Origin of the sequence: Pseudomonas sp. RW10S2 (assembly GCF_014268985.1) — a bacterium.
Taxonomy (GTDB): Bacteria; Pseudomonadota; Gammaproteobacteria; order Pseudomonadales; family Pseudomonadaceae; genus Aquipseudomonas; species Aquipseudomonas wayambapalatensis.
The window spans coordinates 22,259-43,060 of the sequence record NZ_JABWRO010000025.1 but is presented as its reverse complement, the minus strand read 5'-3'; the positions used below and the strand labels follow the sequence as shown (position 1 = coordinate 43,060).

Genomic DNA, 20,802 nt, shown 5'->3' with positions numbered 1-20,802 from the left:
GGTTGGGCACCGTGGCTTGCTTTTCGCGGGCAAGTAGAGCCGATGCCCTATTCGATCTCGAACAAGCCATTGCTGATCGCCCCGGCGCCGAGCCGGTCGCGAATGTCGTCGTCGATGCGCGGATCATCCGGGCGATAGAGCTTCACCTGGCGATAGGCATTGATTCGGTTGATCTCCTCACCAAGAAACTCCCACACCACGCGAGTGCAGGCAGGGTTGCGCCGGTCACCGCTGGAAACCCCGGTCTTGAGACCGTTGAGGCGGGTGATGCGGCTCTTGAAGCTGGGGATGAGCACGGTCTGGCTCATCTCGTTGAGAGTCAGCGACTCGTAGTCGATCAGGAACATCCGGTCCTGCAACTGGAACGCCGCACCCAGGTAGCGGCAACGCACTTCCGCATGCTGGCTGGCACTGCTGCGCTCCTGGCGTTCCTGGCGCTCGAACAGGAAGCTGCCGCGCTCCTCCCACAGGTGCACCAGCGACACCAGGATCGAGCCCGGTACCGACATGCAGTTGGAGTATTCGAAGTAGTAGCCGCAATAGCGCGACAGATTGCCGGCCTGGGCATGCAAGGGCTTGAACAGCTCGCTGATCGGGTCGTCCTGCGGGCCTGACGACACCGACGGGTTGCGCGCACCGATCAGCCGGGCGAACTGCTCCGGCGGCAGATTCAGCTCGTAATCCTCGACCCCGAAGAAATCGCCGATGCGCTTGAGGTTGTAGGTCGTCGGCTGGCTCTGTCCGCTCAGGTACTTGTTGAATTGCGCGCGATTGATCGACAGCTGTCGGCAAACCTCTGAAATAGAGCGGTAGTGACTGCAGGCGAGTTTGAGATTGGCGGCTAGAAAATCGGCCATGAACGGCGTTCCAGGTGATGCGAGTGGTGCAAGTCTAGCATCAAGTCGCACCAAAACAGAGCAACCCGCGAAATTGTAACCACAGGTGTCATGACCAACCATGCGCGCCAACGATAGCGCGCGTCCTTGCCGCCGCTGGTCACTCCACACGAAGAATAAGAATCGAGGTCATTTTCCAATGCTCGAAGCACTTAACGATTTCCTTTCAGGAAAACTGCTCATCGTCCTGATCGTCGGGCTCGGTAGCTACTTCACCATTCGTTCCCGGTTCGTCCAGTTCCGCCACTTCGGCCACATGTTCGGCGTGTTCAAGGAGTCCCTGCGCGGCCAGGCTGGCCAACTGAGCTCGTTCCAGGCCCTGATGCTGAGCCTCGCCGGCCGCGTCGGTGCAGGTAACATCGCCGGTGTCGGCATCGCCGTGACCCTGGGCGGCCCAGGCGCGGTGTTCTGGATGTGGGTCACCGCACTGGTGGGCATGTCCAGCAGCTTCTTCGAATGTACCCTGGCCCAGGTGTACAAGCGCGCCGACGGTGACGGTCTGTACCGCGGCGGCCCGGCCTACTACATCCAGCACGGCCTGAAGCTCAAGAGCATGGCGATCGTGTTCTCGATCCTGCTGCTGGTCACCTACGGCTTCGCCTTCATCGGCCTGCAGTCGTACACCGTGACCCATTCGCTGCAGAACGCCTTTGCCTTCGACCCACGCCAAACCGGTATCGTCCTGGCAGTGCTGCTAGCCATCACCTTCATCGGTGGCATCAAGCGCATCGCCGCAGTCTCGGACCTGCTGGTCCCGATCAAGACCCTGGCCTACATCGGCGTGACCCTGTACGTGATCGGCACCCAGATCGAACACGTGCCAGCCATGCTGGAAACCATCTTCAAGAGCGCCTTCGGCCTCGACCCAGCCTTTGGCGGCCTGCTCGGCAGCGCCATCGTCATGGGCGTGAAGCGCGGCGTGTTCGCCAACGAAGCGGGCCTGGGCAGTGCCCCGAACGTCGCTGCAGTGGCTGCGGTGAAGCACCCAGGCGCACAAGGCGTGGTGCAGGCCTTCAGCGTGTTCCTCGACACCTTCGTGATCTGCACCTGCACCGCGCTGCTGATCCTGCTGTCGGGCTTCTACACTCCGGGCTTCGAGGGCGACGGTATCGTCCTGACCCAGAACTCGCTGGCCGCCGTGGTCGGTGACTGGGGCCGCATCTTCGTCAGCGTCGCGCTGTCGCTGTTCGTCTTCACCTGCATCCTCTACAACTACTACCTGGGCGAGAACAGCCTGCAGTTCCTGAGCCGCAACCGTGTCGTGCTGATGGTCTTCCGTGGCCTGGTGCTGGCGCTGGTGGTCTGGGGTTCGATGCAGGACCTGTCGACCGTGTTCGCCTTCGCCGACATCACCATGACCTGCCTGGCCTTCGTCAACCTGGTCGCCCTGGCCCTGCTGTTCAAGGTCGGCCTGCGCGTGATGCGCGACTACGACGTACAGCGCAAGGCTGGCATCAAGCAGCCAGTTTTCGACTCCAGCAAATTTGCCGACCTGGACTTGGACCGTGCCGCCTGGCCAGCCAATCCTCAGGCTGAAACAGCCACTGACAAAGCGGCTGGCGAACTTCAGCACCAGCGCTGATACCCTGCCCTGTCCGGCCGCCCCGCTCGTGGGCGGCCGGCTTTCCTTCGCTCCTCGCTTCGGAATCCTTCCATGGGTGCAGTCAAGAATCTCCTCGTTCTCTACACAGGTGGCACCATCGGCATGCTGCAGACCCCCGCAGGCCTGGCGCCGGCGGGTGGCTTCGATGCACGCATGCGTGACCACCTGGCACAGCGCAAGGACGCGCCGACACTGCAATGGACCTTGCGCGAGCTCAACCCGCTGATCGACAGCGCCAACATGCAGCAGGCCAACTGGCTGGCGATGCGTGATGCCATCGTCGAGGCGGTCGAGCATGACGGCCATGACGGCGTGCTGGTGCTGCATGGCACCGACACCCTGGCCTACAGCGCCGCGACCTTGTCGTTCCTGCTGCTCGGCCTGCAGGTGCCGGTCCTGCTCACCGGCTCCATGCTGCCGGCCGGTGCGCCGGACAGCGACGCCTGGGACAACCTGGTCGGTGCTTTGCGTCACTTCGAGCAGGGCCTGGGCAACGGCGTGCAGTTGTATTTCCACGGCCACCTGCTGCACGGCTGCCGCGCCTCGAAACTGCGCAGCGAAGCCTTCGATGCGTTCACAGTGATGGAGCGCCATCGCGAAGGCGAGCGCGCTGCACAGATCCCGGCCAGCCTGGACTACCGCCAGGTGCGCCAACCAGTGAAGCTGGCGGTGCTGCCGGTGTTCCCGGGGTTGTGTGCAGATTACCTGCGCGGGTTCCGCGAGGCCGGTGTGCAGGGCTTGCTGCTGGAGTGCTATGGCAGCGGCACCGGGCCCTCCGATGACCAGGCACTGCTCGATGCGCTGCATGACGCGCGTCGGCGTGGGGTGATGATCGTCGCGATCAGCCAGTGTCCCGAAGGCGCGGTGGTGTTCGACACCTATGCCGCCGGCAGCAAGCTGCGCGATACCGGGCTGGTCAGTGGCGGCGGGATGACTCGCGAAGCGGCGCTGGGCAAGATGTTCGCGCTGTTGGGGGCTGGGTTGGATGTGGAGGCCGCAGAGCGGTGGTTTGCATTGGACCTGTGTGGGGAGCGGGCTTAGGTTTCAGCCTGTCATGGCCTCTTCGCGGGCAAGCCCGCTCCCACAGGGATCTCCACAGTTCTTGAGAATTGTGCTGTACCTGTGGGAGCGGGCTTGCCCGCGAATGGGCCTGGCGAAAATGGCGGAAGGCAGCGGGAGTCGAACCTGCCCGGGAACGGCTGCCGTCCCCAACCGGGTTTGAAGCCCGGCCGCGCCACCGGGCGCGATTGCCTTCCTTGAACTCAGGGCCTGGCCTGCTGCCGGGCCAGCGCGCTGTCGGCGCGGATGTGACGTTGCTCGGCGACCCTGCGGGTCAGGCCGAGCCGGTCGAAGTACTCGAGAATCTGCACACTGCGCTTGCGACCGATGCCCAACATATCGCGAAACGCCGCCACCTGCACTACCGGCGTGTCCTGTGTCTGCCGCAACAGCATCTCGGCCATGCGCAGGATCGTCTCCTGCGGGTAGAACAGGTCGCGCACCACCTGGTGCAATACCCCCAGCCGTGCCAGCTTGCGCATCAGCAGGCGCACTTGGGCTTCCTCCACCTGCTCGGCTGCAGCCAAGGTCCTGACCCAGGGCGGATCGAACGCGCCTTCCAGCAAACGCGGTTGCAGACGCTCCCAGAGCGCAGTATCGGCGTCGCTCAACTGCACCTTGTGATCCGGCAGGTGCAACCACGGGCCGCTGCTGGCGACTGCGCCCTCACCGAGCAACTCGTCCAGCAGGCTGACAAAAGCGGCACGCTCCAGCGGCAAGGCACAGAAGCGGCGCAGGCGGTCGCGGTCGGGGCCAAGCTGGTCGGGCTCCTGCTCGTGGAACCGCGCCAGTTGCACGAGCACTTCACGCCTGAGCGCCTGCCATTGCTGACGATCGAACAGCAACGGCCCCTGGCGGGTGGCAATCACCTGGACGTCATCGGGCAACCGCCAACTGTCACGCAGACGGTTGAACTGTCGCTCCAGGCGCTGCGGGTCGAGCCCCGCGGGCGCTGCCGCCAGCAAGGCTGGCAGCGCCTGTTCCAGGTCGCGGGCATCGCGCAGCACCTGCAGTTGGCGCAAGCGCGACTCGCTGCGGCGCTGTCTGCTGGGGGCGAAAGGATCAAGCACTTGGCCACCGCCGAGGGTGCGCTGGGCGCGTTGGTCGCGCAGCACCAGGCGGTCGCCATGCACAGCCTGCAACGGTGCGTTGAGCAGCAACTGAGCGAACATGCGTTGGCCTGCCGTCAGAGCCTCGCCCTCCAGCAGCGCCACCCGCGCCGTCACGTCCTGGGTGCCGAGGTGCACATGCACCGCGCTGAAATGCTCGAAGGTGCGCGTCTCGCCCGGCAACAATGACAACTCGATATCGATACGCGAACTGGGCGCATGCAGCCACTCGGGCACCAGCCAGTCGCCACGGTGCACCTGCTCCACGGTCAGGCGCTCGGCACTGATGTTCAGCGCCACCCGCTGCCCGGCCTCGGCCACCAGCGCAGCCTGATTCTGCGCATGCAGGCCACGTACCCGTACTGGCTTGCCCGCCTTGCCCAGCAACAGCGTGTCACCCGCACGCACCTGGCCGGCCAGTGCCGTGCCGGTGACCACCACCCCCGCGCCCGAAACCGCGAAAGCGCGGTCGATCGACAGGCGAAAACCGCCCTGCGTCGCGCGCCGCTGCACCTGTGCGCGGGCCTCGACCAAGGCCTGGCGCAGCGCCTCGACGCCTTCCCCGGTCACGCTGGACAGCGCAAACTGCCGAGCGCCCGCATAGGGCCCGGGCGCCAGCAGCGCATCGACCTCCCGCTGGACCTCAAGACGCCGCGACGCCTCGACCCGGTCGCATTTGCTGATCGCCACCAGCGCCTGGGGAATGCCCAGCAGCTCGATGATCGCCAGGTGCTCGCGGGTCTGCGGCATGACGCCGTCGTCAGCGGCCACCACCAGCAGCACCAGGTCGATACCCTGGGCGCCAGCGAGCATGTTGTGGATAAAACGCTCGTGACCGGGCACGTCGATAAAGCCGGTCAACGGCTCGCCTTCGGCCAGCGCCGCATAGCGATAGCCGAGGTCGATGGTCATGCCCCGGGCGCGCTCTTCCTGGCGCTGGTCGCCGGCCTGGCCGGTCAGGGCCTGGAGCAGCGAGGTCTTGCCGTGATCGATATGCCCGGCGGTGCCGACGATCACTGCACCGGCCCCAGTTGCAGCGCCGGCAACTGCGCCAGCCACTGGGTTTCGTCATCCAGCTGACGCAGGTCGAGCCACAAGGCATCGTCATCGATGCGCCCTAGCACCGGCACCGGCAATTCGCGCAGGGCGCGCTCCAGCACCCTCAGGCTGCGCCCACGCAGCTTCTTCGAGACCTGTGGCCGCAAGCACAGCGCCGCGCTGGGCAGCCGTGCCACCGGCTGGCTGCCGCTGCCGATCATGCCCAATGCGGGCTCGACCGTGACCGTCCACTGCCCGCCCAGTCGCGCAGCCAGTTCGGGCGCCAGGCGCTGCGCCTGGGCGACGATCTCGTCCTGGGGCCGGGTCAGCAGGCGCAGGCTGGGCAAGCGTTCGGCCAGGCGATCGGGGTCGCGGTACAACGCCAGCACCGCCTCGAGCGCCGCCAGGGTGATCTTGTCCACACGCAGCGCGCGCTTGAGCGGGTTCTTCTTGATCCTGGCGATCAGCTCTTTGCGCCCGACGATGATGCCCGCCTGCGGACCACCCAGCAGCTTGTCGCCACTGAAGGTGACGATATCGGCGCCGTCGGCCAGCGCCTGGCGCACCGTCGGCTCGGCGGGCAGTCCCCAGCGGGTGAGGTCGAGCAGGCTGCCGCTGCCCAGGTCTTCGAGCAGCGGCAGCTCATGCTGGTGAGCGATGCGCGCAAGCTCCGCGGTCGGCACCTGAGTGGTGAAGCCCTGGATGCTGTAGTTGCTGCAATGCACACGCATCAACAGGCCGGTGCGCGGATTGATCGCCGCCTCGTAGTCGCGGGCATGGGTGCGGTTGGTGGTGCCGATCTCGTGCAGGCGCACGCCAGCACGGGCCATGATGTCGGGGATGCGGAAGGCGCCGCCGATCTCGATCAACTCGCCACGGGAGATGATCCCTTCCTTGCGCGCGCCCAGGCTGTTGAGCGCCAGCAGCACGGCAGCGGCGTTGTTGTTGACCACGGTGACCGCCTCGGCGCCGGTCAGCTCGCGGATCAGGCCCTCGATCAGGTCATCGCGGTCGCCACGCTTGCCGGTGGCCAGGTCGAATTCGAGGTTGAGCGGATAACGCGCGGCGGTCTGCATCGCCTGTACGGCCTCTTCCGGCAACAGGGCGCGACCGAGGTTGGTGTGCAGCACCGTACCGGTGAGGTTGAAGACCCTTCGCACCTGGCTGCGCTGCTGAATCGCCAGGCGCTCGCCGGAGCGTCCAAGCAGGACTTCGGCAGCCAGTTCGACGGCGCTCAACTGGCCAAGGCGAGCGGAGTCGCGCAGGTCGTCGAGCAATTGACGCAGACTGGCCAGGGTCGCGTCGCGGCCATGGCGATCGATCAAGGGTTGGCAGGCGGGGTGGCGCAGCAGAGTGTCGATGGAGGGCAGGCGTGGGGCTTGATTGGCGAGGCTTGACGACATGCGGTACTACCTTGGTTGATCCGGTGTCTGTGATGGCCCTTTCGCGGGCAAGTCGCAGCGGCGAACCGCCGCTCCTACAAGCGGAAAGGGCGACTCGGTCTGACAGTGTAGACCCTCACCCGCCCCCCGGCGCCAACATCAGGTTCGGCGCCAGCCGATGAAAGCCTTCCTCGTCCAGGCGGATATCCAGCGCCAGGCTGGCCAGGTCATCGGCCAGTGCCTCGCCCATCGCGTCATTTTCCAGGTAGCAGTGCTTGAGGTAGGTGTTGCATCCTGGGCAGCACTCCGCCCGTAGCGGCGCATTGCCCGGTGCATGGCGGTCATCTTCCAGGCTGGAGTAGCGCAAGTCCTTGCTCGACTCGCAATACACGCACTTGACCCGCACCACATGCCACTCGCAGGCGCACAGCGAACAGGCCAGGTAACGCAGCCCGTTGTGCTTGCCCCGGTTGCGCACCAGGCCCGCCATCGCCGGCGAGCCGCAGCAGGGGCACTGCGCGAGGCTGCCGCCGGGCTTGAGTTCATCGCTGGGCAAGGCCCGGCGCCAACTGGCCCAGGCAGCCTGCAGTGCGGCGCCGATGAAAGGCACCAGTGCGGCGGGCACGGCATCGTACTGCCCGCTCAGCAAAGCGATGCCCCAGCCTTTGCGCTGGGCCTCGTCGCTGTTGCGCAGGGCCTCCAACGCATCAGCCAAGGCGCCTTGCCCCGGTGCCTCGAAGCGATCGAGCAACGCCTGCAACCAAACCAGCCACGGCCCTTCTCGCACCAGGCTGTCGGCGGCCAGCGGCGGCAGGCCGTGGCTGATGCACAGTCGCTGACGCGCCTCGGCCACCGGCACCCCGCCCGGTGGGTTGTCGAGCAGGTGCTGCTGCACCCGGCACAGGCGCGCGACCCACCTCAGGTAGTCGCCAAGGGCATGGCCCTGGGCAAGCTGCTCCAGTCGCGCCGCGCGCAGTTCGAACAGGTTGTCGGCGGGCTGGTGAAGAAACGGCGGCATTACCGCCGATGCTTCGATCTGCCCGGGTTCGAGAATCGTGCTCAAGCGCTCATCCTTCTTTCCGTCCGGGGTTGTGTGGCGTCTTGTCGCCGGTCACTTCCCGGTACCACAGCTCATGATGTTTGCGTGCCCAGGCACGGCTGACCCAGCCATGCAGCATGGCGCCGACCGAGCCCTTGATCCAGATCCCGGCATAGATGTGCACGATGATGCTCAGCACCAGCACGAACGCCGCCAGGGCATGGAGCAAGGTGGCCAGGCGGATCGCGCCGATGTCGAAGTACTGGCTGAACCAGGCGCGCCAGATCACCACCCCACTGACCAGCAGGATCAGCATGCACACGAGCAAGGTCCAGAACAGCAGCTTCTGCCCGGCGTTGTACTTGCCGATCGGCGGCACGCCCTCTTCCTCGTTGCGCATCACCCGATCTACACGGCGCAGCCACAGGCGGTCGTTGGCGGTGATGAAGTTGGCCCGCCAGAAGCGGATCACCAGCCCCAGGAAGAACACGAACATCGCCACGCCGAGGAAGGGGTGCAGGATGCGCGTCCAGGGGCCGCCACCGAACAGGTTGCTGAGCCAGAACAGCGCCGGATGAAACAGCGCCAGGCCCGACAGCCCGGCCATGAAGAACAGGATCGCGACGATCCAGTGGTTGGTCCGCTCGTTGGCGTTGTAGCGCAGGATAGGCTTGTTGTCGTTCATGGCCGCTGCTCCCCTTGCCCGCCGGGCTTGCCCGGGTCATAGACGTGCACTGCCGGATCCACCTGGTGCACGCTGGTATCGGTCGGGGCGGGATGTTCGTCTTCCTCGACCCGCTGCGGCCCGACCCGCACATAGTGGAAGAACCCAGCCAGGACCGCCGCGCCCATGGCCAGCAGCGCCAGCGGTTTGCTGATGCCTTTCCACAACCCTACCAGTGGGCTGATCACCGGCTGGTCCGGCAGGCCTGCATACAGCCTGGGTGTATCGGCGTGGTGCAGCACGTACATCACGTGGGTGCCACCGACACCGTCCGGGTCGTACAGGCCGGCGTTCTCGTAGCCGCGCGACTTGAGGTCGACGATGCGCTCGTCGGCATGCACCTTCATCTCGTCCTTGCTGCCGAAGACGATCGCCCCGGTCGGGCAGGTCTTCACGCAGGCCGGCTCCAGGCCCACGGCCACGCGGTCGGAACACAGGCTGCACTTGTAGGCCTTGTGGTCTTTCTGCGAGATCCGCGGGATGTTGAACGGGCAGCCGGTGATGCAGTAGCCGCAACCGATGCAGTGGTCCTGGTTGAAGTCGACGATGCCGTTGGCGTGCTTGATGATCGCGCCGGGGCTCGGGCAGGCCTTGAGGCAGCCAGGGTCGGCGCAATGCATGCAGCCATCCTTGCGGATCAGCCACTCCAGGTTCCCGTCGTCGCGCTCGTGCTCGGTGAAGCGCATCAGGGTCCAGGTGTCGGCGGTGAGGTCCTGCGGGTTGTCGTAGGTGCCATGGTTGTGGCCGACCTCGTCACGCAGCTCGTTCCACTCCGAGCACGCCACCTGGCAGGCCTTGCAGCCGATGCACTTGGTGGTGTCGATCAGCTTGGCGACCTGCTCCTGCTGGCGTACCGAAGGCGGTACGGTCGTGGTGGCCGAGCGGGCGATGATATCTTGCTGGGCCATCAGATCTTCTCCACGTTGACGAGGAACGACTTGGACTCCGGCGTCTGGGTGTTGCCATCACCGAGGAACGGCACCAGGGTGTTGGTCAGGTAGCCATGCCGGGTCGAACCGGTAAAACCCCAGTGCAGCGGGATGCCGATCTGGTGCACGGTCTGGTTGTTGACCTGCAGCGGACGGATCCGCTTTGTCACCACCGCCACCGCCTCGATATGCCCGCGCTTGCTCGACACCCGTACCCGATCCCCCGCCTTGATGCCCTTCTCGCCGGCCAGCACTTCGCCGATCTCGACGAACTGCTCGGGTTGGATGATCGCGTTCAGGCGGCAGTGCTTGCTCCAGAAGTGGAAGTGCTCGGTCAGCCGGTAGGTGGTCGCCGCGTAGGGGAACTCCTCGTGCTTGCCGAGGGTGTCCCATACCGAATCGAAGATCCGGCCTGCCGGGTTGCTGGTGGCCTTCTTGTTGTTAGGGTGCAGCGGGTTGATCCCGATCGGCGTCTCGAACGGCTCGTAGTGCTCGGGGAACGGCCCTTCGGCCATCTTGTCGATGGCGAAGAAGCGCGCCACGCCCTCGGGGTTCATGATGAACGGGTTCATCCCCGCTTCAGGCGGTGAATCGACCTTGAAGTCCGGCACGTCGGTGCCGCCCCAGGACTTGCCGTTCCACCACACCAGGCGCTTCTTGTGCGGATCCCAGGGCTTGCCCTGCGGGTCACTGGAGGCGCGGTTGTAGAGGATGCGGCGGTTGGCCGGCCAGGCCCAGGCCCAGTTCTGCACCTGATGCATGCCGTAGGGGTCGCTGTTGTCGCGCCGGGCCATCTGGTTGCCCTGCTCGGTCCAGCAACCGGCGAAGATCCAGCAGCCGGATGCTGTGCTGCCGTCATCTTTCAACTGACCGAAGCCCGACAACTGCTGGCCGCCCTTGATGGCCAGCCCACTGGCGTCGGTCATGTCGCTCACCGCCCAGCCGTTCATCTCCTTGGCGAGCTCTTCGGGGGAAGGCTCGTCGGGGATCTTGTACGGCCAGCTGATGTTGAGCATCGGGTCGGGGTAAGCGCCGCCTTCCGACTTGTAGCGCTCACGCAGACGCAGGAACAGCTCGCTCATGATCTGTACGTCGGTGCGCGTCTCGCCGGGGCCGTCAGCGCCCTTCCAGTGCCACTGCAGCCAGCGGCTGCTGTTGACCAGCGAGCCGTCCTCCTCGGCAAAGCAGGTGGTGGGCAGGCGAATCACCTCGGTCTGGATATTGGCCGTGTCGACATCGTTGTAAGGCCCGGCGTTGCGCCAGAACTCGGATGTCTCGGTGGCCAGCGGGTCCATGACCACCAGCCACTTGAGCTTGCCCAGCGCCGCGGTGACGCGGTTCTTGTCCGGCAGCGCGGCGATCGGGTTGAAACCCTGGCACATGTAGCCGTTGACCTTGCCCTGCCCCATCATCTCGAACATGCGCAGCACGTCGTAGGCCGCCACATCGAGCTTGGGCAGCCAGTCGTAGCCCCAGTTGTTCTCGGCGGTGGCGTTGGCGCCATACCAGGCCTTCATCAGGCTGACATGGAACTTGCCATAGTTCTGCCAATACGAGAGCTGGCCCGGACGCAGCGGCTTGGAGGCGCGCTTGTCGATGAACGCGGCGTAGTCCTGCTCGGCGTCGCCGGCCAGCGTCAGGTAGCCTGGCAGCGAGTTCGACAGCAGCCCCAGGTCGGTCAGACCCTGGATGTTGGAATGCCCGCGCAGGGCGTTGACCCCACCGCCGGGCATGCCGACGTTGCCCAGCAACAACTGGACCATGGCCGCACTGCGGATGATCTGCGCACCGATCGAATGCTGGGTCCAGCCCAGGGCGTAGAGGATCGTCATGGTCTTGCCCGGCACGGCGCAGGTGGCGATCTCTTTCCAGACCTTCATCATCTGGTCCTGGGGCATGCCGCAGGTCATGCTGGCGATTTCCGGCGTGTAGCGGCTGTAGTGCTGCTTCATCAACTGGAACACGCAGCGCGGGTGCTGCAGCGTCGGGTCGACCTTGGCGAAACCGTCCTCACCCAGCTCGTAGCCCCAGCCGGACTTGTCGGCATAGATCCGCTTGGCCGCGTCATAGCCACTGAACAGGCCGTCTTCGAAGCCATAGTTCTCTTTGACGATGAACGACACGTCGGTGTAGTTGCGCACGTATTCGTGCTGGATCTGGTCGGTCGTCAGCAGGTAGTTGATCAGCCCGCCCATGAAGGCGATGTCGCTGCCGGTGCGAATCGGCGCGTAGTAGTCGGCCACCGAAGCGGTCCGGGTGAAACGCGGATCGACCACGATCAGGCGCGCCTTGTTGTGCGCCTTGGCCTCGGTCACCCATTTGAACCCGCAGGGGTGAGCCTCGGCTGCGTTGCCGCCCATGACCAGCACCAGGTTTGCGTTGGCGATGTCAGACCAGTGATTGGTCATCGCGCCACGGCCGTACGTCGGGGCAAGACTTGCCACCGTCGGGCCGTGTCAGACACGCGCCTGGTTGTCGAACCCCAGCATGCCGAGTGAACGGATGACTTTATGAGTCAGGTAGCCTGCTTCGCTGGACGCTGCCGACGCCGCGAGGAAGCCCGTGGTCAGCCAGCGGTTGACCGTCTGGCCCTGGGCGTTCTTCTCGATGAAGTTGGCATCGCGGTCCTGCTTCATCAGCGTGGCGACGCGGTCGAGCGCCTCGTCCCAGCTGACCCGCACCCACTCCTGGCTGCCCGGCTTGCGCATCTCGGGGTATTGCAGGCGGCTGGGGCTGTGGATGAAGTCGAGCAGCCCGGCGCCTTTAGGGCACAGGGTGCCGCGGTTGACCGGATGATCAGCGTCGCCTTCGATGTGGATGATGTTCTGTTTGACGTTCTTGCCCGCATCGCCCTGGCTGTACAGGATCAGGCCGCAGCCGACCGAGCAGTAGGGGCAGGTGTTGCGGGTTTCCTTGGTGTGCGCCAGCTTGAAGTGGCGCACCTGCTCGGCGAACGCGGCTGTCGGGGCCATGCCCAACGCCGCGAGACTCGAGCCTCCAAGGCCGACGGCGGCGACCTTGAAGAACTGCCGACGGTTCAGGTCCATCGTGCACTCCTGATCAGGTTTGGACGCACGGGACGTTGCCGGCGTCTCTCGGATATCATGGGCGGCGGTTTGTTGGCCGCCAACATGTAAGACTAGCCAAGAAACGAAAAGGTGCGATGACACATGTCAAACTTGCCCCAGGTTTTGGCCGCTGGCGCTACGAGCGGCACTTCGCACGCTCGCGCTTTGCGGTCACGGAAAGGTCCCCTCGTAGCCCCGCTGTCCGTCCAGCGCTTTCGGAAATGGGCTACACCAAAGCCACTGAAAAGCCGCTAACTTGCCGGGTTTTCCGAAAAACGGATCACTCGCAATGGGTATCAAAAATCTGCTTCTCGCCATGCTCATCGCCAGCTCAGGCGCTGCTCTCCCAAGCTTCGCGGCGGCTTCGGAGGCGACACCTGGCCAAGACGCGCCCCTGCCTCTCACTTCACAACAGGCACGAGAAATAACGGCGGCCGCTGAACGTGCAGCCATCGCCCGAGGCTACGCGATCGTGATCAGCATCATCGACAACCACGGTAACCTGAAGCACTTCCACCGCATGGACGGCACCAGCAGCGGCAGCATCCAGGTGGCACAACTCAAAGCGGCGACATCTGCCCGCTTTCCCTTGTCGACACGCGCGTTGAGCGAGCGCAGCAGCGCACACCCGGCCAACCCCTACGCATCCTTGCCGGGTTTCACCTTGCTGGAGGGCGGGCTGCCGATCCTGGACAGGAACGGCAAGCATATCGGCGGTATCGGCATCAGCGGTGCAACCCCAGAACTGGATGCGTACTTTGCCCAGGCCGCGCTCGACGGGCTGTAGCGATAAAGCGCCGGTGTAGTGCAGCGCAGGAAGATGCCCGCGCCACCTGCGCGGGCATCGGCGATGCATCAGCGGCTGAGCTGCTTGAGCCGCCGGGTCCAGCTGTAATCGGTAGGTTGCAGGTTATCGTCGCCCTCCGTGACGCCATCACGGTCGACGGCGTAGGAGAAAATCCCTGCCTTGTTACCTTGGGTCGGAACCCACTCCGCGTACTGGCGCGCCCTGCTGCCGTCGAAATCAGCAGCGGTATCGCCCCAGCGGGTTCCACGCTCCTCGTAGAACGAGAAGCCGACCATGAATTTCTCCGGTGCGAGGAAGCCGCAGAACAGTCTGTCGAAGTGTGCTTGCACTCGCTCCGGGCTCTGTCCGTAAGCCTGGAAAAGCAGGTAGTCCAGCGACGGCGCCAAGGCGCTCAGCAGCTCCATGTCACCCAATTCACTGGTGTCGTAGATGAACAGTTTGCCGCTCTGCTTCAAGCGCTCGGCCAGCAGCAGCGAGACGGCCTGCGCCTTGGCACGCTGGGTGGGCGTCAGTTTTTTTTCAAGGTCGATGTCCAGTCCGTCCAGTCCGGGGACGCAGAGGAAACGTTGCTGCAGATGGTTCGCGAGGTCCTGGTAACCTTGCGGCGAATCCGCAAAGTCCGGGTTGATCAGTTCATCGATGAACAACGTGCGCACGACCTTGATCTGCTTGGCGTGCAGGGCGGGAATCAAGTCGCTCTCCAGCTTTTCCCAGAACAGCGGCGACTCTTCGCCATTGGGAAACACGAAGGCGATATCCACCTCCTCGGGTAGATCCGCCATGGAACAGCAGTTGCCCTCCACCCCATTTACAGTGTCGCGCCAGGATCGGAAGTAGCAGCCCATCAAAGGTTGGTGATTTTGCGTCATGACCAGCTCCGTTCAGTACGGGTAAAGAGCCGCCATTCAAACGACCCCGCACGCGCCTGACAAAACTGAAGGGTTTCCACATTCATCCATGCCCCTTTCCAGGAGCACCCCGCGACAAAAGATGGATCACGTATGAATGAGTGCCTCCAGGCACCTGGCAACCTCAACGCATTGCGCTGGTCTGCGCGTTACCTGAAGCCCTCGCGCAAATCGCCCTCGCGCGCGAGGAAGCGCCCTTCCCTTCTGCCGTTGGCCTGGCCGTCGCGGTAACTCAACACACCGTTGACCCACACCCCGTCGATCCCTTCCGCCGCGCGCTGCGGGATCGCCACGTCGGCCGGGTAGCCGGGGGACAGGGTCATGCGGTACTCCTCGAAAGGGTCACGTCGAATGTTTTGTGAAAGTCATAAAACATTTCCGTTAAGCCTTTTCAAATGACGTGAAACTAATTTTCGTCATGAGGTAAGGGTTGTCGCACAGAGGCATGGCGGGTCGTTATTTTTGAAATTAGCCCTGGCGGATTTTCATCCTCGACGCGTTGCCCGCGGCCATGGCAGGTTCAAACCGGGCCAGTCATCTGGCCCGGAGGCCATTCAGCCTCGGGGAATCAGCGCCCCCGGTTGTTGAATCACCCGGCTCGCCAGGCGGTGCCCCGCTTCTGCCGCTTGTTCCGGGCTGGCGCCACGCAGCCGACTGGCCAGATACGCCGCGCTGAACGAATCCCCGGCCGCCGTGGTGTCCACGACGCGCTCGACGCGCTGCGCCGGGACCTCGAACGAGGCACCGTCACAGCGAATCAGGCACGGCTCAGCGCCGCGCTTGAGGACCACTTCAGGCGTGCCGATTTGCGCATAGGCCGCGAACACCGCTGCGCAATCGGCAAACCCGAACAGGGCCTGCTCATCGTCCACCGTCAACAGTGCCAAATCGACATAGGGCAGCACCTCGCGATACGCCGCCTGGGCCTGCTCCACCGTGCTCCACAAGCGCGGCCGGTAGTTGTTGTCGAAGACCACCCGCGCGCCCCGCTGTCGCGCCGCGATCAGCGTTTCAATGAGTTTGGTGCGCCCTGCCTCACCCAGCACCGCCAGGGTGATGCCGCTGAAATACAGCACGTCGTAAGCCACCAGCTCCGCCAGAATCGGGGCCGCCGCTGGCGTGGTGAAGCAATCGCGCACGGCGGCTTCGTTGCGCCAATAGAGAAAACGACGCTCTCCCGATGCATCGGTCTGGATGCAGTACAAACCGGGCAAGCGACCCGGTAAGCGCTGGACCATGCCCAGGCCGATGCCTTCGTCGGACCAGCGCTGGCACATGGCATCGCTGAAACTGTCATCGCCCAGCGCGGTGACGTAATCCACGCTGGCGCCATCACCCATTTCACGTGACAGATAGACGGCCGTGTTCAGGGTATCGCCGCCAAAGCCCTGTTGCAGGCTGCCGTCAGCGCGCTGCTGCAACTCGATCATGCACTCGCCGATCAACGCGATACGCGCGATACCGGGGCCGAGCCTGCTGATGCTGTTCATGGTTGTGGATTCTCGATGGTTCTGCTGTTTCACAGGTGACGGAAGGGCTGCGGCCTCAGACCTCAGAAGCAGGTTTCCAGGCTTTCGATGACGTTCAACTGCTCATCCACCAGGCACCCTGTGCGCCACTTGTCGAAGGTCAGGCACGGGTGGGAGGTGCCGAACGAGATGATGTCGCCGACCCGCAATTGCACACCGGGCGCTACCGTCATGAATGCGTGCTGATCCATCACGGCCGTTACCGTGCAGGCACTGACATCGTCGCCAACTGCCGGCACCACACCGGCCCGGTAGCGCAGCAATGGCATCGGCAGCCCGGCGTCATACGCCACGTCGCGCTTGCCCAGGGCGATCACCGCGAAGCCCGGCTCCGGCAAGGACTGCACATGGGCCCAGACCTCCAGCGCCGGACGCAGGCCCTCGTGCAGGTCGCTGCGGCGATCGAGCACACAGCATTGCGCTTGCTTGTAGATACCATGGTCATGCGCCACGTAGCTGCCAGGGCGCAGCACACTGAGGAAGCGCCCCGTGGCGTTCTGCGCTTCGAAGGACTCGGCGATCAGGTCATACCAGGCCGACCCCGACGCCGTGATGATCGGCTGGTCGAGGGCGAACGCCGCGCTGTCCTGCAGTTGCACGGCCAACTGCACCAGCGACGCGGCGAACGCACGAATGCCGCTGACCGCGTGGTCGCCGTGAATCACCCCTTCGTAGCCTTCGATGCCGGTCAAGGCCAGGCCCGGCTGGGCCTTGATCGCCTCGGCCAGCGCCAGCACTTCGGCTTCGCTACGGCAACCGCAACGGCCACCGACCACGCCATACTCGATCATGACGTTCAAGCGCAGGCCGCGTGCGGCGAAGAATGCCCCAAGGTCGGCGACGTTGTCCGGGTGATCGACCATGCAGTGGAAGTCGAATGCAGGGTCGGCCAGCAACTCGGCGATCAGCGCCATGTTCGGCGCCCCCACCAATTGGTTGGCCATCAACACCCGGCGCACGCCATGGGCGTAGGCGGCGCGGGTCTGTACCGCGGTGGCCAGGGTGATGCCCCAGGCACCGGCGTCCAGTTGGCGACGGAACAACGCTGGCGTCATGCTGGTTTTGCCATGCGGCGCCAGCTCTGCGCCGCTGTCGCTGACGAACGACTGCATCCAACGGATATTGTGCTCCAGCGCTTCGCGGTGCAGCACCAGCGCCGGCAGGCTTACGTCGCGCACCAGGCTGGCGCCGGGTTGGCCTGCACCCTTTTCCACGGCGGCGATGTTCAAGGCAGAAGACATGCTCTCACTCCTCACGCGCAGCCGCTAACGGCCACGGTCATTCATTGATGCGACGGGCCAGGCTGTTGGCGCTTTCGATCAACACCCGGCGATAGTCGTTGTAGTTGTTCTTGGCATCAGCCCGCGGGGCGACGATGCACAGGGTCGCGATGGCCACGCCGTCACGGTCTTTGACCGGCGCGGCAAAGCAATGGGTAAAGGTGTCCGCAACACTGTCGAAGGAAAAGAAGCCGTCGATGCCAGCCTGGCGGATCTCCTTGAGGAATTGCTCGAGCGGCAGGCGCTCGCCATCGGGCAGGATGAAGTCGTCGTGGTCGATCAGGTCGACGATCGCCTGGTCGCTCAGGTGCGCCAGCAACAGCCGCCCGGAGGCGGTCCAGGGGATGGGGGCGTCTTCACCGATGTCCGAGGAAATGCGGAAGTGCCGCTCCCCTTCGCGCATCAGCGCAACGGTGTACTTGCGCCCGTTGAGCAGGCACATCTGTGCGGTTTCACGGGTTTGGCTGACGATTTCCTGCAGCGCGTGATCGGCCTCGCGCGTCAGGTCGAAATGCCGCAGGTGGGCCTGCCCGAGAAAATACAGCTGACGACCGAGGTAGACATGGCCGTCCTTGCCCACTTGCTCCAGGATCCGGCGCTCGAGCAACGAGGCGACCAGTTCGTAGACCGTGGACTTCGGGCTGCCGATACCATTGGCGATGTCATTCGGCCGCAGGGGCTGGCCGACTTCCTTGAGGTAATCGAGGATATCGAACGCCCGGTCCAAGCCACGAGCCCGGCGTTTGATAGTGTCTTCGGTCATTTCAGTGTTCCCATGCTAGTTCGTAGGCGCTGGCGCAGACTGCGCGTGCTTGCGATCGGCAAAAGATTGCAGCCTTCGACGGCGCCTACAAGCGCCGCCGCGCGTCAGCCCTTTTTCTTGTAGGCGATGCAATCGATCTCGACCTTGCAGTCGACCATCATGCTTGCCTGCACACAGGCCCGGGCCGGTGCATGCTCGGGCTTGAAGTACTCGGAAAAGACTTTGTTGAAGCTCCAGAAGTCCCGCGGATCTTCCAGCCATACGCCGGCGCGCACCACATCTTCGAGGCCATAGCCGGCTTCTTCGAGGATGGCGATCAAGTTGCGCATGGTCTGGTGGGTCTGCTCGACGATGCCGCCGACGATGATTTCGCCATCCACTGCAGGCACCTGGCCTGACACGTGCAGCCAGCCATCGGCCTCGACCGCGCGGGCGAAAGGACGGGGCTGGCCGCCACCGGCGGTGCTACCCGTGCCATAACGAGTAATGCTCATGGGTGTTTCTCCTGGTTGCAAATTGACTGTTAAAAGCGGGTGCTTTTGAGAAATTCCGCCAAGCGCGGAGACTGCGGGCGCTCGAAAAGGTCCTTGGGAGGCCCCTGCTCTTCGATACGCCCCTGGTTCATGAAAACGATGGTGTCCGAGACTTCAAAGGCAAAGCGCATCTCGTGGGTCACCAGCAACATGGTCATGCCGTCCTCGGCCAGCCCTTTGATGACGCTCAACACTTCGCCCACCAGCTCCGGGTCGAGGGCCGAGGTGACTTCGTCGAACAGCATCAGGCTCGGCTTCATCGCAATCGCCCGGGCGATCGCCACGCGCTGTTGCTGCCCGCCAGAGAGCTGGCCGGGAAAATGATCGCGGCGCGCCAGCAGGCCTACGCGCTCCAGCCATTTTTCCGCCAGCACCACGGCCTCGTCCTTGTGCAGCTTTTTCACCTTGAGCAGGCCCAGGGTGACGTTCTGCAAAGCGGTCAGGTGCGGAAACAGGTTGAACTGCTGGAACGCCATGCCGGTCATGGCCCGATGCCGGGCGATGACGTTTTCCGAGTGGCGCACGCGCTTGCCGTTGACCTCGTGGTATCCGATGGACTCACCCTCGAGCAGGATCCGCCCGCCCTGGAACTCTTCGAGCATGTTCACGCAGCGCAACAGCGTGGTCTTGCCCGAGCCGCTGGAGCCAATCAGCGTGACCACGTTGCCGCGCTGCATCGTCAGGTCGACGCCCTTGAGCACTTCGAGCTGACCGTACTGTTTGTGCAGGCCGCGAATCTCGAGCAGGGCCTGGCTGGTGTTCTGGGTAGAAGCTGCAACGTGAGTCATGGCAAGGCCACCCGCTTTTCAATATGCCGGCCGAGTAATTCGATGGCGTAGTTGATGATGAAAAAGAGAAAACCGGCGAACAGGTAGAACTCCAGGGTCATGAAGGTCCGGGCGATGATCTGCTGGGTACTCAGCAGCAACTCGGCCACACCGATCACCGAGAGCAAGGTCGAGGCCTTGACGATTTCGGTCGATGAGTTGACCCAGGTCGGCAACATCTGCCGCATGGCCTGAGGCAACAACACGTAGCCCAGCGCCTGATAGAACGTCAGACCGATGGCCTTGCTCGCTTCCATCTGCCCACGTGGCAGCGCTTGCAACGCACCGCGCACGATCTCGGCGACGTGAGAGCCGCAGAACAGCGTCAGCCCCAGCACCCCGGCCTGGAACGCGTTGATCTGCCAACCCAGCGCCGGCGCCATGTAGAAACAGGCCAGCACCAGCACGAACACCGGCGTGCCGCGAATCAGGTCGACGTAGAAACGAAACGGCGCGCGCGTCCAGAACCTGCCGTAGGTCAGCACCAGCCCGGCAACGACACCGATCAGGGTGCCGAGCAAAATCGCCAGGATGGAACACTGCACACTGGTCAGAAAGCCTGACCACAGGGCTTCGCGGGCGCTCCACAATTCATGCAACCAGCTTGGGGACTCGTACATGAGGGCCCTCCTATCGACGAATCGCCAGACGCTGCTCGAGGTAACGCAGCAGCAGGGCGATGAGGTAGCAGGCCGCGACATAGAGCGCTGTGGTCACCAGCCAGGTTTCAATCACCCGGTAGCTCTCGACATTGATCTTGCGCGCGTAATAGGTCAGCTCAGGCACGGCGATCGCCGCCGCCAGCGAGGTGTCCTTGAACAGCGAAATGAAGTTGTTCGACAAGGCAGGCAGCACGTTGCGCAACATCACTGGCACCGTGATGTACGCCTTGATCTGCCACTCGCCGAGGCCAATGGCCAGCCCCGCCTCGCGCAGGCACTTGGGAATGCTCAGCAGACCGCCACGAAACACTTCGGTCAGGTACGCCCCGGCATACAGCGACAGGGTGATGATGAACGAGGGAATCTTGTCCAGGCGGATCCCCAACCCTGGGAGCGCAAAGTAGATCAACAGGATCAGCACGAGAATCGGCGTGTTGCGGATCACCGTCACGTACACCGATGCCAACACCCGCAATGCGCGGTGCTTCGAGAGCAAGGCAAACGCCATCAACAGGCCGATCACGCAGCCGATGGCGATCGACACCAGCGCCAGCTCGAGCCCCAGACCGAGCCCCGCCAGCAAGGTGTCGAAATCGCGCCACACGGCAGCAAAGTTCAACTGATAGTTCATGGTCAGCAGTACCT

19 protein-coding genes and 1 tRNA gene are annotated in these 20,802 nt (G+C 64.1%); 3 read left to right on the top strand and 17 right to left on the bottom strand.

Annotated elements, in window-relative coordinates; genetic code table 11:
• Positions 1-47 precede the first annotated feature (47 nt).
• On the bottom strand, positions 48-857 hold the full coding sequence (locus HU729_RS08235) for a helix-turn-helix transcriptional regulator (RefSeq protein WP_186709506.1): 810 nt from the start codon (positions 855-857) through the stop codon (positions 48-50).
• A gap of 178 nt (positions 858-1,035) precedes the next feature.
• Between HU729_RS08235 and HU729_RS08230 the strand changes: the two genes are divergently transcribed.
• Complete coding sequence (locus tag HU729_RS08230; protein ID WP_186670288.1) at positions 1,036-2,478, top strand: alanine/glycine:cation symporter family protein; 1,443 nt, start codon at positions 1,036-1,038, stop codon at positions 2,476-2,478.
• Between the two features lie 72 nt (positions 2,479-2,550).
• Positions 2,551-3,540 carry an asparaginase gene (locus HU729_RS08225; RefSeq protein WP_186670286.1) on the top strand — a complete coding sequence of 330 codons (990 nt, stop codon included), beginning with the start codon at positions 2,551-2,553 and terminating at the stop codon, positions 3,538-3,540.
• Between the two features lie 119 nt (positions 3,541-3,659).
• Here HU729_RS08225 and HU729_RS08220 read toward each other — a convergent pair.
• From HU729_RS08220 to fdnG, 7 genes are all read right to left on the bottom strand, one after another.
• Positions 3,660-3,755: transfer RNA gene (locus HU729_RS08220), tRNA-Sec, on the bottom strand.
• A 6-nt stretch (positions 3,756-3,761) separates the two neighbouring features.
• Complete coding sequence (gene selB, locus HU729_RS08215) at positions 3,762-5,684, bottom strand: selenocysteine-specific translation elongation factor (RefSeq protein ID WP_186709509.1); 1,923 nt, start codon at positions 5,682-5,684, stop codon at positions 3,762-3,764.
• The gene (selA, locus tag HU729_RS08210) at positions 5,681-7,108 is read right to left on the bottom strand and encodes an L-seryl-tRNA(Sec) selenium transferase (protein WP_186709505.1); all 1,428 of its coding nucleotides are present in this window, start codon (positions 7,106-7,108) and stop codon (positions 5,681-5,683) included. Before selA ends, selB begins: the two co-directional genes overlap by 4 nt.
• 115 nt (positions 7,109-7,223) lie before the next feature.
• On the bottom strand, positions 7,224-8,150 hold the full coding sequence (fdhE, locus tag HU729_RS08205) for a formate dehydrogenase accessory protein FdhE (RefSeq protein WP_186709504.1): 927 nt from the start codon (positions 8,148-8,150) through the stop codon (positions 7,224-7,226).
• A gap of 4 nt (positions 8,151-8,154) precedes the next feature.
• Positions 8,155-8,811, bottom strand: a complete 657-nt coding sequence (locus tag HU729_RS08200) for a formate dehydrogenase subunit gamma (RefSeq protein WP_186670281.1) — start codon at positions 8,809-8,811, stop codon at positions 8,155-8,157.
• Positions 8,808-9,758: a formate dehydrogenase subunit beta gene (fdxH, locus tag HU729_RS08195; protein ID WP_054893573.1), complete on the bottom strand. Its 951-nt coding sequence runs from the start codon at positions 9,756-9,758 to the stop codon at positions 8,808-8,810. The genes HU729_RS08200 and fdxH overlap by 4 nt, the downstream gene beginning before the upstream one ends.
• On the bottom strand, positions 9,758-12,826 hold the full coding sequence (gene fdnG, locus HU729_RS08190; protein WP_186709502.1) for a formate dehydrogenase-N subunit alpha: 3,069 nt from the start codon (positions 12,824-12,826) through the stop codon (positions 9,758-9,760). The genes fdxH and fdnG overlap by 1 nt, the downstream gene beginning before the upstream one ends.
• A 310-nt stretch (positions 12,827-13,136) precedes the next feature.
• Here fdnG and HU729_RS08185 point away from each other — a divergent pair, with 310 nt between their 5' ends.
• Complete coding sequence (locus HU729_RS08185) at positions 13,137-13,634, top strand: heme-binding protein (RefSeq protein WP_238348333.1); 498 nt, start codon at positions 13,137-13,139, stop codon at positions 13,632-13,634.
• Between the two features lie 68 nt (positions 13,635-13,702).
• Here HU729_RS08185 and HU729_RS08180 read toward each other — a convergent pair whose 3' ends face one another.
• From HU729_RS08180 to HU729_RS08140, 9 genes are all read right to left on the bottom strand, one after another.
• Positions 13,703-14,437, bottom strand: coding sequence for an endo-beta-N-acetylglucosaminidase (locus HU729_RS08180; RefSeq protein ID WP_186709499.1), 735 nt, complete (start codon positions 14,435-14,437; stop codon positions 13,703-13,705).
• Between the two features lie 275 nt (positions 14,438-14,712).
• Entirely contained in the window at positions 14,713-14,886 is a 174-nt protein-coding gene (locus HU729_RS08175) for a hypothetical protein (RefSeq protein WP_186670301.1), read from the bottom strand.
• A gap of 231 nt (positions 14,887-15,117) precedes the next feature.
• Positions 15,118-16,053: a sugar kinase gene (locus HU729_RS08170; protein WP_186709497.1), complete on the bottom strand. Its 936-nt coding sequence runs from the start codon at positions 16,051-16,053 to the stop codon at positions 15,118-15,120.
• Positions 16,054-16,115: 62 nt separating this feature from the next.
• Positions 16,116-17,333 (bottom strand): amino acid deaminase, encoded by a 1,218-nt coding sequence (locus tag HU729_RS08165; protein WP_186709496.1) that lies wholly within the window; start codon positions 17,331-17,333, stop codon positions 16,116-16,118.
• 37 nt (positions 17,334-17,370) lie between these two features.
• Entirely contained in the window at positions 17,371-18,135 is a 765-nt protein-coding gene (locus HU729_RS08160; protein ID WP_186709495.1) for an IclR family transcriptional regulator, read from the bottom strand.
• Positions 18,136-18,239: 104 nt separating this feature from the next.
• On the bottom strand, positions 18,240-18,629 hold the full coding sequence (locus tag HU729_RS08155) for a RidA family protein (RefSeq protein WP_186709494.1): 390 nt from the start codon (positions 18,627-18,629) through the stop codon (positions 18,240-18,242).
• 29 nt (positions 18,630-18,658) lie between these two features.
• Complete coding sequence (locus HU729_RS08150; RefSeq protein ID WP_186670268.1) at positions 18,659-19,456, bottom strand: amino acid ABC transporter ATP-binding protein; 798 nt, start codon at positions 19,454-19,456, stop codon at positions 18,659-18,661.
• Complete coding sequence (locus tag HU729_RS08145; RefSeq protein ID WP_186709493.1) at positions 19,453-20,115, bottom strand: amino acid ABC transporter permease; 663 nt, start codon at positions 20,113-20,115, stop codon at positions 19,453-19,455. The genes HU729_RS08150 and HU729_RS08145 overlap by 4 nt, the downstream gene beginning before the upstream one ends.
• A 10-nt stretch (positions 20,116-20,125) precedes the next feature.
• On the bottom strand, positions 20,126-20,788 hold the full coding sequence (locus HU729_RS08140) for an amino acid ABC transporter permease (protein WP_186709492.1): 663 nt from the start codon (positions 20,786-20,788) through the stop codon (positions 20,126-20,128).
• Positions 20,789-20,802: the final 14 nt, after the last annotated feature.